Raw genomic sequence first — 10,956 nt, forward strand, 5'->3', positions numbered from 1 at the left:
TCCCGCTCTCGGAAACTAACTTGCAAACGAAGTGTCGGAATTTTGCTCAGCCACCCGTCTTTAGGGCAGACAAGCCATGGAGAGCAGCAATGACGATAACGATTACCGCCTTTGAAAAGTCGCCGGATCGCGGCAGGGGTTTGGCTCGGGATATGCGCGTTCGCTGGGCGCTCGAAGAGGTCGGCGAGCCTTACGAGGTGCGCCTCCTTTCCTTCAAGGAGATGAAGGAGCCTGCGCATCTCGCGCTTCATCCTTTCGGGCAGATCCCGACCTATGAAGAGGACGATCTCGCCTTGTTCGAGTCGGGGTCAATCGTGTTCCATATAGCGGAGCGTCATACTGGCCTGCTGCCGGACGATGCCAACGCCCGTGCACGGGCGATCACATGGATGTTTGCCGCTCTTTCCACAGTAGAGCCGCCGATCATCGATCGAGCAACCGTAAGAATCCAGGAGCGCGATCAGATCTGGTACGAGCAGCGCCTGTCCATGGTCGACGAACGCATCCGCCAGCGACTGACCGAACTGTCCAATCGCCTCGGCAGTGCCGAATGGCTCGAGGAGGCGTTTAGCGCCGGCGATCTCATGATGATATCGGTCCTGCTCAGGCTGAAGGACTCGGAGATATTGCAGGACTATCGGAACCTCTCCGCCTATGTAGCCCGCGGGGAAGCCCGGCCGGCCTACAAGCGGGCTTTCGAGGCTCAGCTGGCGGTCTTCACCACCGCATCGGCGGGCTGACAAGGCTGCATCCGGTATCTATGGTCGGGATCGGAGATCTCTCGGCCGATCAGTCCTTCTCGATCCGCAAGCCTTCGAGGAAAGTCCGAAAAGCCTCGACCGCCCGTTTCGATGTCGCCTCGGGATCGTCCGAATTGGCGATCCACTGTGCAGCGCTGCTGCTCGCTGCATTGATGAGGCGGCCGCCGGCTTCCGGGTCAATCTCCACGATGATACCCTCGTCTCGAAGGTGGCGAAGGCTCTCTGTGATTGTCGCGATGCAGCCGTTGGCGCTCGGCCATCCGGAGGGATCACCAAGCACAGCCGGGCCGTCGCGAAACATGATGCGTTGGATTTCCGGTTCCAGCGCCATCTCTACATATCCGACGTTCTCATCGACGAATGCCTGCCAGCGCGATGGTGCTCTCGACGAGATCGCACAGAGTCTTGCGGTCATTTCCGCATCGATCTCGCTGACAACGGCCTGCAGCAGCCCCTTCTTGTCGCCGAAATGGTGGTATAGTGCCCCCCGCGTCAGTCCGGCCGCCGCTGTAAAGTCGTCCATTGATGCGTCGGCATAGCCAACGCTACCAAATGCCGTACGGCCAGCGGCCAGCAGCTTGGCTCGGGTCTCGGCGATCATTTCACTACGGGGTTTGCGCATTACGTCTCCGTCAGTGGTTTTACATAAATTCGCATACGCTGCGTATATTAGTTGACATACGCGGCGTATGCAATTATTTCATTCGCATACGCCGCGTATGTCTGTGGCGGCTTCGTTCAATCCATGGAGCGTTCCGATGTCCAATCCATACCGTGAGATCTTCCGAGCGCCGGGTGCGAAAGGCTTTTCGGCCGCGGCCTTCTTCGCGCGCATTCCCATTGCGATGGCTCCTATCGGCATCGTCGCCATGCTCTCCCAGACGCGCGGTGAATACTGGCTCGCCGGCGCGGTTTCCGCCACCTTCGCTTTGGCCAATGCATTCGTCTCGCCGCAGATTTCCCGGCTGGTCGACCGGCTCGGCCAGCGTGCGGTGGTGGCCCCGACCACCATTCTCTCGGTCATCGCCTTCGTCGTTCTCGTCATCGCCTCAAATCAGGATTGGCCGGCATGGACGCTGTTTGCCTCGGCCTTCGTTGCGGCCGCCATGCCGAGCATTCCGGCCATGGTGCGTGCGCGCTGGACGGAAATCTTCCGTGCCCGGCCTGAGCTCAACACGGCCTTTGCCTTCGAATCCGCGGCCGATGAGCTCGTCTATATCTCCGGGGCTTCCCTTTCGGTCGGCCTCTCCGTCGCTCTGTTCCCGGAGGCCGGGATGCTTGTCAGCACGATCTTCCTTGCGCTGGGGACGACGGCCTTCTTGCTGCAGCGGTCGACGGAGCCCAAGGTGCATGCGCTCGGTTCCGATCGTCCGCAACATTCGGCAATCCGATTGCGTCCGGTCCAGATCATCACACTTGCCCTGATTTTCGTCGGCTCCACCTTCGCTACGGCGGAAGTGAGCGCCGTCGCCATCACCAAGCAGCTCGGCCAGCCCGGCGCCGCAAGCTTTGTCATCGGCGTTTATGCCCTCGGTTCGTTTATCGTCGGTCTGGTCATCGGAGCGCTGAACCCCAAAATGCCGCTTCAGAGGCAGTTGCTGGTTGCGGTCGGTGTCCTTGCCCTCACCTCGCTGCCGCTTCTCGTTGCCGGCACGTCGATTGCCTTGCTTGCCTTTGCGGTTTTCCTGAGCGGCGTTGCCATCTCCCCGACCTTCATCACCGCGTTCGGGCTGATCGAGCGCCGGGTGCCGGAGGCAATGCTGACGGAAGGCGTGACCTGGATCATGACGGGCATTGGTATCGGCATGGCGCTCGGCGCCTTCGTTTCCGGCTGGATGGTCGATAATTTCGGACCCTTGAATGGCTTCTGGGTTTCCGTCGTATCGAGCGCGGTCACTGTCTTGATCGTGGCGCTCGGCCAAAGAAACCTCTCAGGCGCGCGAGCAAGCGATGCTACGGCCGTCAAGCAAGCCGCCGAATGAGTGGTGCTGAAGACATCATTTCGGGAAATAGCGTTCCGCCTCAGTTTCGGCATCGTCGGTTTCAGCCATTATAGCTGCAAGCTCTGCGCTCACCGCATTCGCCTTAGGCAATTTGTTGGCGGCAAGGTGGCTACAGTATTTTCACCTCTTCGGTTTGCGTTGGTTCCTAGAAGCATTGTATCGTGCGACCAATCCTGGAGCGGCTTCCTCGACACGTCTTGCAACATCTGCCTTTTGCTCTTCGGTAATTGCTCCAGGGCTATGATCGTGAAGGGTCTTGATAACTTCGGCTCGTGAGCGGCCATGTTGGCCGATACTTTCATTGATTACGCGTTCTTGGACCGTTTTCCAATTTGCCTTTGCCTTGCCGTATTGGGCGAGTTCGTTGGCGGCGCTATCTCCCAAAATCTTCTCTACCCCCTCTGATTTTTGGAGCTTGGGGATAAGTTCAATCCGTCGTTCGACTTCCTCAGTGATATCTTCAACATCAGTGGGAACTGAGAGGACAATGACGTCTCGTTTCATTTGTGTTAGGAATGTCGGGGTGATTGGCTTCGGAGCAGCGACATCACCATCAGCGAACAAGTTGGGGAACAGTCGTTCTCTGTAATCAAGTGGGAAAGCAATGCGGACCGGTGTCTTCGGCGAGGATGATTTCAAAAAGCCCGCATCGACCAGCTCCTTCGTCGTTTTGCGCGCAGTTCGATCTGTGGTCTTTGTGATCAAATTGACATCACCGCGATTCAGCGAACCATGGCGAAGGACGGCTGAAATCACGTCTGGAGCCCATTTGTCATCGGTGACAGACTCTACCAACTTTCGGTAACGAGCCTCCAGGGTTTCGAAAGCAAAAACTGCCTTTGAAAAATTGATCTGATCCAACGCGACCGAGAGAAACCATTCGCAATAATCCTGAAGGGCTTTTGCGGATAAATTGCCGCGCCCATCCCTTTCGCCCATTCGCTGTGAGTCAGCGTAATCCATCATGCGCTTGTATTCAGTCTTCTCATTCAAGCCACGAGCCAATCCCCGAGAGATCGACCAAAGTCCTTTACCGCCCACTCCCGCATTTTGCGCCATTGCGTGCGACATCAGTCTGCTGACACGACCGTTTCCATCAGTGAAGGGGTGGATGAAGTTCAATCTGTGGTGAGCGGCAGCAATCGAAATAATCCGGCTGGTCGCGCTAGCTTGTGCCATCTTATATCGGTAAGAAAAATATTTCATGAAAGCGCTGACGACTTGAGACGATGGTGGGTAATGCCGGCCTACCGCGACGTCGTCTTTATCCGTTGCACGAAATTGGCCTGGTACGATCTCCACTTTACTCCCATCCGGACGTTCCACGAACCGGAACTCATTCGGCATTTCCTCGTAAAACCGGCGATGCACCCACGAAATGAATTCAATCGAGGTCGGCTCGGGTAATGCTGCGCTGTGGCTAAGATGGTCAATTTCCCTTTGCACTATTACGTGAGCTTTGGCTTCGAGAGCCAATGGACGGGTTGCCTCTTCAACTTCAGCGCCCGCCAATGCTCTCTCGATATCCTTTGGGCGAGTGTTGTGCCCCTCGATTAGATTGGAGTAATAGCAATTCATTACGCGGACGAGGTCCGCCAGCTCAGATGCTGCGTCGTTGTGTAGCCCACTACCCAAGTTAGCCGCAGCCATTTGTATTTCGACAACGAGATCGGACAAGCTCGATGGGATGCTTCCTTCAAAAAAAGCGGGCTCGATGCGGGTGGGAACTTCTTCCATTTTTCCGATCTTTGCATCACTAAAACATACATATATCTAGTACGTTAGGCTGAGAACGGCAAATTTTTTTCCGATCTTTACTTCCGATCTTTTAAGTTTAGCCGATTGCGTAAAATTTTCCGATGTTGGGATTTAAAAATATCTTTTTTTATCAATTAGATGAGAGAATTTTCGGATAAAATTTCCGAACTTCGCTTCCGATCTCTGGAAACCGGCGAGCAAGCCGACGGGGAAGCAAGATGCGTATCAGGCCTTGCGCGCCCTGATATGCAGGAAGATCGGTGCTATGCGGGTATCAGCGACCACCGGTTCGGCAAACGCCACCTCGCGGCTTGCCATCGGTTCACCAAATGCCTCGATCACAAGACCGGCACCAACTATCATCGATACCCAGCTTGTAAGCGTTCGGTGAAATCGAGGAATCGAGAATGGCGTCAGCGCCGAACGCTCTTCTGCGGGGATGGACGAGAAGACCCAGCGTTCGATTCGCCCGTCTCTCTCGTCGAAATAGTCGGCAATTTGAACCGCAATCGGCTCGCCTTTTTCGTCACGGATGTTCTTGCGTGTTGGCGGCACGAAGCAGGGATGGAGGATGGAAAACTGCAAAAAGCCATTGGGTCGGAGAATGCGCACTACCTCATTGAGCACGCCCTGCTGGTTAGCCATGTCCATCATCGACATGAAGGCGGTAACAAAATCGAAGCTTGCCTCGGGAAAGTCGATGGACTGGCCGTCTCCAAGTACATATTCGATGCCGAGCGGATCGCTTGCCTCAGTTTCGCGGGCATAGCGTAGAAAGGTCGGTGCGATATCAAGACCCGTCATGCGGGCACCAAGGCGCGCGACCGCCCTGGTGTTCGAGCCTTCGCCACAGCCAAGATCAAGCCCCTTTAGGCCGGTAACCGAGGGCAGCATGTTTAAAAAAGCGGGCGTGTTCAACGCATCGCGATACCTGTCATAGCCCGCGCGGCTGTAGATGGTCCAAGTCTCGGCGTTGTTTTCCCAATGAGCGGCGACTTCATCGGCGTTCACGGTCATCCTCCTGCCCAATATTATCGGACCGGGAGGTATAAAGGAGATGCACCGGAAGGGGAAGGCGCGCATTGCAACTGCGGTTCACCGGCGCGGTGATCAACGATCGCAAGGAGATCGCGCGAATTCTTCCCTGGCGGCAAGGTCCGGCCTGCCAAGCGAGCCGGACCCTCAGTGCTGTGAATGGGAGGTTCGTCAGGTGCCATTATGCCGGTAGCTGGAAAGCCCAGTTAGCGATTAACACGATAGCGAGGCCCCCGACGAGCGCGACATAGGGCAGGATGCCCGCTTTCTTGACACCCAGATCTTGGCCGATCAGCCCAAGATCGTCCATGGCGCCTGCCGGGAATTTGCCGCCGTCGCGCACATAGTGCCTGTAGGCGAAGACCGGCAGGATCAGCGCCGCGAAGGCGAAGCCGATCCAGAGTGCATTCGCATAGCCCCAAACCTTGGCACCGGCGCCGAGGAAGAGGGCATTGACGAAGGCAAGCACGGTGTTGAGGCCGATGAGCCAGGACGGCGCTTTCCACGGACGCTCGATATGCCCGGAGTCCATGCGATGGATCCAGCCGGAATTGAGGTTGAGGAAGTTGAAGATGATGTATCCGACGTTGGACACAGCCAGCACGAAGAAATAGCCGCTGGTGTCGGACGCGATGGCCAGGAGGAAGAGATTAAAGGCGAAGTCCGTCCACATCGCTCTCGTCGGCGCGCCGTTCTCGTTCACATGATCGAGATATTTCGGCAGCCATCCATCCTTCGAGCCCTGATAGAGGGTGCGAGACGAACCGGCCATCGCCGTCATGATAGCGAGGAACAGTGCAAGGATCATCAGGATGACGAGCAGCTGCGTCACGATGCGGCCGGCGCCGATGAGGCCGCCGAGCGCTTCACCGACGCCGGTGCCGTCGACGATGCCCGGTGCCAGCATGCCCGCATGGCCAAGCACGCCCTGAAAGGCGAAGGGCACGAGGAAGAAGAAGATGCAGCAGGCAAGCCCCGAATAGAAGATCGCCTTGAACGTATCCGTCTTCGGGTTCTTGAGCTCGCGGGTATAGCAGACTGCCGTCTCGAAACCGTAGGTCGACCAGGCGGCAATATAAAGGCCGCCGAGGAAGAGTGTCCAGCCGCCATTGCTCCAGGTGCCGTCGGTCGCGGCGTAAGCCGCTGTCGGCGGCAACAGTCCCGTAACGTTGGCGGAGACGATCTGGCCGCTGACGATCGGATAGACGCCGATGATGAGCAGTGGCACTAGAACGATGATGGCGAGCCATTTCTGCACGCTCGCCGTTTCGGAAATGCCGCGATGCTGGATCGCGAAGATGATCAACATCAGGATGCCGCCGATGAAGAAGGTGGCGTTGATATTGGCGGTTGCGAGGAAGGGAATATTGAAGCTGACGAGAGACCAGTTGCGGATGGCGGGCGTAAAGGCGGCAACGCCATCGGCGCTGAGCAGCGCTTTTACCGCATCGTCTGGCGATGTGCCGGCATGGGCCGCGATGTATTCGGCAATGCGCGGGCTATCGGCGGTGATCGACGTCGCATGCGCGCTGATCCAGCTCAAGACGGCCTGTGAATCCGCTGCGGGAATGGGGAAGAGGGCATTGAGGATATAACCGGCCGCAATGGCGCAGCCGAGCGAGAGCACCGGCGACCAGGCAAACCAGTTGCACCAGACGGACAGTGGCGCGATGAATTTCGAATAGCGCAGCCAGGCCGTCGCGCCATAGACCGAGGCGCCGCCGGACTTGTTGGCGAACATGCCGGCAATTTCCGCATAGGTAAACGATTGCAGGAAGCCCATGATCATCGAGATGATCCACACAACGAAGGCAAGCTTGCCCGTGGTGCCGGCGATACCGCCAATGGAGAAGAGAACAAGCGGCGGCACGCCGGCAGCCACCCAGAACGCGCCCTTCCAGTCAAGCGCGCGTATAAGTTTTCCTTCGGTGCCGGCAGAAGCGCCGGCGTCCACGATATCCGTCATTGTCGAAATTCCCCATTTTGTTCCGGACGTATCTCTCGTACGTCTCCCTGAACGTGCCTCCCATGGCATTGCGGGGCGTGCTGGAGGTTTTCATAAGCCGAGTCTGTGCGCGGGTTTCCAGATGCATGCCCTTTATGCATAGTGAAGATATTTTCTTTTTAGTCAATATCCCTTTACTTTCCACCGGCATTTTGTCAGCATGATTCCGGTGCCTCGACGCACCCCCATTTCCCGAGAGGGCTCTATGCGAGATCTCCACCCGCCAACAGCCGGAATACGGCCGATTTCGGCGAGCATCGTGCGATATCCGGGCATTCCGGCGTTGCCGCAAGATACCGAACGCTATCGCTGCAAGGGCGGCGGGTCGCTGGTCTTGCGAGTCGAGCCCGGTGATCGGATTACGCTGACGGACAGCGAAGGCGGCCAGATCTGCGAACTGACCTTTCTAGATGAGAAAGGGCGCTTTCAATCCGCTGGCCTGGGCACGGCATTCAGCGGTGAGGCGGCAGGCCTGAAGGCTATCCTTTCATCTGGAAATGAAAGTGCTTCTCGCGTGAAAGCAGCGCTGGAACGGCGTGGAGCCGACATGGCGTCCGCGACGGCGCTGCGCCTCTTCGGCGCGTCATCGCCGGCGGGCAGCACGGCGGAATTCACCGTCGCTCTCAAAGGCCTGCTGATCGCCTCAGCGCCGGGCACGGCCATGTCGCCGGAGGCGCAGGATACGGCAACGCCCATCGAGGTCAGGATACGCCGCACGACTATCCTGCGAGATTATACGTCCGCGCTGCCGGAACCTCTTGCCGATCCGATCGAAGACATTCGCATCAGAGCGGCGACCGCTTCCGCCTATTTCGTTCGGGCCGGCGAGTATATCCAGATCATCGATGTCTATGGCCGGCAATGCACCGACTTTCAGGCCTTTTCCGCCCGCAAGGTCGACAAAGGGCTCGATCTCGCGCTCGATTCCACTGTCACCCGCACCCTGCTCGGTCGCAGTTACCCGGCACCCGGACTTCCGTCCAAGGCTTTCGATCGCGATTTCGAGCCGCTGGTGGAAATCGTGCAGGATACGGTCGGCCGCCACGATGCCTTCGCCACCGCCTGCAATTCCCGTTATTACGACGACATGGGCTATCCCGGCCATGTAAACTGCACCGACAATTTCAATGCGGCGCTCGCACCCTATGGCATCGCCGGCCGCAAAGGCTGGGAGGCACTGAACTACTTCTACAACACCAATGTCGATCACAATAATCAGCTCTATCTCGACGAACCCTGGTCGCGACCAGGGGACTATGTCCTGATGCGTGCGCTGACGGATCTCGTCTGCGTCTCCTCATCCTGCCCCGATGACATCGATGCGGCCAATGGCTGGGACCCGACCGATATCCACGTGCGCACCTTTTCCGGCAAAGAAAAATTCACACGAGCGGTGGCCTATCGCATGACCCCTGATGCCGACCCCGAACTGACGCGGGAGACCGCGTTTCACCCGCGCCTCTCCGCCCTGACGCGTGACTACACAGAATATCGTGGCTTCTGGCTGCCGAACCGCTTCTCCTCGGAAGGACCGGTCGAGGAATACTGGGCCTGCCGCGAACGCGCCGTCGTGATGGATCTCTCGCCGCTTCGCAAGTTCGAGGTGACGGGGCCGGATGCGGAAGAACTGCTGCAATATTGCCTGACGCGCGACGTGCGCAAGCTGTCGCCCGGCCAGGTCGTCTATTCCGCCATGTGCTACGAGCATGGCGGCATGATCGACGACGGCACGCTGTTTCGTCTCGGCGATAAGAACTTCCGCTGGATCGGCGGCGATGACTATAGCGGTATCTGGCTGCGCGAGCAGGCCGCGAAGAAGGGCTTCAAGGCCTGGATCCGCTCCTCCACCGACCAGATGCACAACATCGCGCTGCAAGGCCCGAAAAGCCGGGATATCGTGAAAGAGATCATCTGGACTGCGCCCCGGCAGCCGACGATCAGCGAACTCGAATGGTTCCGTTTCGCGGTCGGCCGTATCGGCCATTTCGAGGGCGCGCCGATCGTCGTTTCCCGCACCGGTTATACCGGCGAACTCGGCTACGAGATCTTCTGCCACCCGAAGGATGCGGCAACCGTCTTCGACGCTGTCTGGAAAGCCGGCGTGCCCTATGGTCTAAAACCGATGGGTCTGGAGGCACTGGACATGGTGCGCATCGAGGCCGGCCTTGTCTTCGCCCATCATGAGTTCGATGATCAGACTGATCCCTTCGAGGCGGGCATCGGCTTCACCGTGCCCCTGAAATCCAAGCAGGACGAGTTCATCGGCCGCGAGGCACTGATCCGCAGAAAGGAAAATCCGCGCCATCTGATGGTAGGCCTCGATGTCGAAGCAAACGAAGCCATCGGCCATGGTGATTGCATCCATATAGGCCGGGCGCAAATCGGTGTGGTTACCAGCGCGACACGGTCGCCGATTCTCGGCAAGACCATTGCGCTCGCCCGCGTCGATGTCACCCATGCGGCTGTCGGCACCAAGGTCGAGATCGGCAAGCTCGATGGTCAACAGAAGCGGCTTCCGGCCGTCATCGTGCCCCTATCACATTACGACCCGCAGAAGACGCGGCCGCGCTCCTAGAGCATCTCCGGCCCTTCCATCTCCAGGGTTTACGCTACCGAGCGATTATCGGGGTCGACGGCCTCATATCACCAGCGGGCGAGTACCATCTCATATCCGGCCCGCTCCAGGCGCTGCTTCCGTCCATCGTGGATCTGTTGTCGCTTTCCGATCATTGACGGCGGCACTCGATGAGCGCTTTTCGGCACAAGCGAATTTATCGCGCGGCACGTAGCGGTTTTCAAGCCGTGATATTCCGCCCTGTCTGTGATGTTCCGCACATCTCATTGAGGCGGCGGCCTCTATTGTCGCGCTGTCTTAAGCAAGGAGGATAGCCCATACCCCCTCGCGCGGGACAGTTGTACGCTATTCAACAAGAGGAGCTGAAAATGGCAGTCGTCAACATACCACCAGATGGAAAAATACATGTACTAGGAAAAGTGCCGGGGACCTTACACGTATATAATCGCGGTCCAAACGCATCGACGTACAATCTGACGATAATTCACGTCAACAATTGGCAGAACGTCAATATCGCAGCAGGACACACAGATTCTTACGCTGCCAATGGCAATGCAACCTACATTCAGAATCAGAATGGTGGTTCAACCCTCCAGTGCCTATGGGTCGCGGCAGCGGACGAACTTACTCCCCAACAAGCGGGTCTGGAGACGGTGGAGAGCATGCCCAGTGTTTCAGGCCATTAAGGGTGGCGTCTGAGCGGATCGACTGGACGTGGCTCATGGTTTTCGAACCATGAGCCACGTCCGCCGGCCGCGTATTTAAGGTTGGCGCAACCCCCCACCACGCTAAAAGGAACCCCGAGGGCACGACGTAGCT

General features: G+C 57.9%; 8 protein-coding genes. 4 read left to right on the forward strand and 4 right to left on the reverse strand.

Going from position 1 to position 10,956, the window contains the following annotated elements; all coding sequences use genetic code 11:
- Positions 1-89 precede the first annotated feature (89 nt).
- Positions 90-740: a glutathione S-transferase family protein gene (locus tag HGP12_RS28435; protein ID WP_168879971.1), complete on the forward strand. Its 651-nt coding sequence runs from the start codon at positions 90-92 to the stop codon at positions 738-740.
- 49 nt (positions 741-789) lie between these two features.
- Here the strand turns inward: HGP12_RS28435 and HGP12_RS28440 are convergent, their stop codons facing one another.
- Positions 790-1,383 (reverse strand): TetR/AcrR family transcriptional regulator, encoded by a 594-nt coding sequence (locus HGP12_RS28440; RefSeq protein ID WP_168879972.1) that lies wholly within the window; start codon positions 1,381-1,383, stop codon positions 790-792.
- Between the two features lie 136 nt (positions 1,384-1,519).
- Between HGP12_RS28440 and HGP12_RS28445 the strand changes: the two genes are divergently transcribed.
- A complete protein-coding gene (locus HGP12_RS28445; protein ID WP_168879973.1) occupies positions 1,520-2,743 on the forward strand; it encodes an MFS transporter in 1,224 nt (407 codons plus the stop codon).
- 141 nt (positions 2,744-2,884) lie between these two features.
- On the opposite strand, the gene HGP12_RS28450 is transcribed toward HGP12_RS28445, so the two are convergent.
- The 3 genes from HGP12_RS28450 to HGP12_RS28460 all read right to left on the reverse strand — a co-directional run bounded on the left by HGP12_RS28450 (position 2,885) and on the right by HGP12_RS28460 (position 7,523).
- Positions 2,885-4,501, reverse strand: coding sequence for a Fic family protein (locus HGP12_RS28450; protein WP_168879974.1), 1,617 nt, complete (start codon positions 4,499-4,501; stop codon positions 2,885-2,887).
- A gap of 246 nt (positions 4,502-4,747) precedes the next feature.
- Positions 4,748-5,533 (reverse strand): class I SAM-dependent methyltransferase, encoded by a 786-nt coding sequence (locus tag HGP12_RS28455; protein WP_168843954.1) that lies wholly within the window; start codon positions 5,531-5,533, stop codon positions 4,748-4,750.
- 205 nt (positions 5,534-5,738) lie between these two features.
- Positions 5,739-7,523, reverse strand: coding sequence for an APC family permease (locus HGP12_RS28460; RefSeq protein WP_168843955.1), 1,785 nt, complete (start codon positions 7,521-7,523; stop codon positions 5,739-5,741).
- 244 nt (positions 7,524-7,767) lie between these two features.
- Here HGP12_RS28460 and HGP12_RS28465 point away from each other — a divergent pair, with 244 nt between their 5' ends.
- Both HGP12_RS28465 and HGP12_RS28470 read left to right on the forward strand, forming a co-directional pair.
- Positions 7,768-10,137 carry a DUF1989 domain-containing protein gene (locus HGP12_RS28465; protein WP_168879975.1) on the forward strand — a complete coding sequence of 790 codons (2,370 nt, stop codon included), beginning with the start codon at positions 7,768-7,770 and terminating at the stop codon, positions 10,135-10,137.
- 368 nt (positions 10,138-10,505) lie between these two features.
- Entirely contained in the window at positions 10,506-10,823 is a 318-nt protein-coding gene (locus HGP12_RS28470; protein ID WP_168843957.1) for a hypothetical protein, read from the forward strand.
- Positions 10,824-10,956: the final 133 nt, after the last annotated feature.

The sequence above is a fragment of the Rhizobium sp. P28RR-XV genome (genome assembly GCF_012641385.1).
Lineage (GTDB): Bacteria > Pseudomonadota > Alphaproteobacteria > Rhizobiales > Rhizobiaceae > Rhizobium.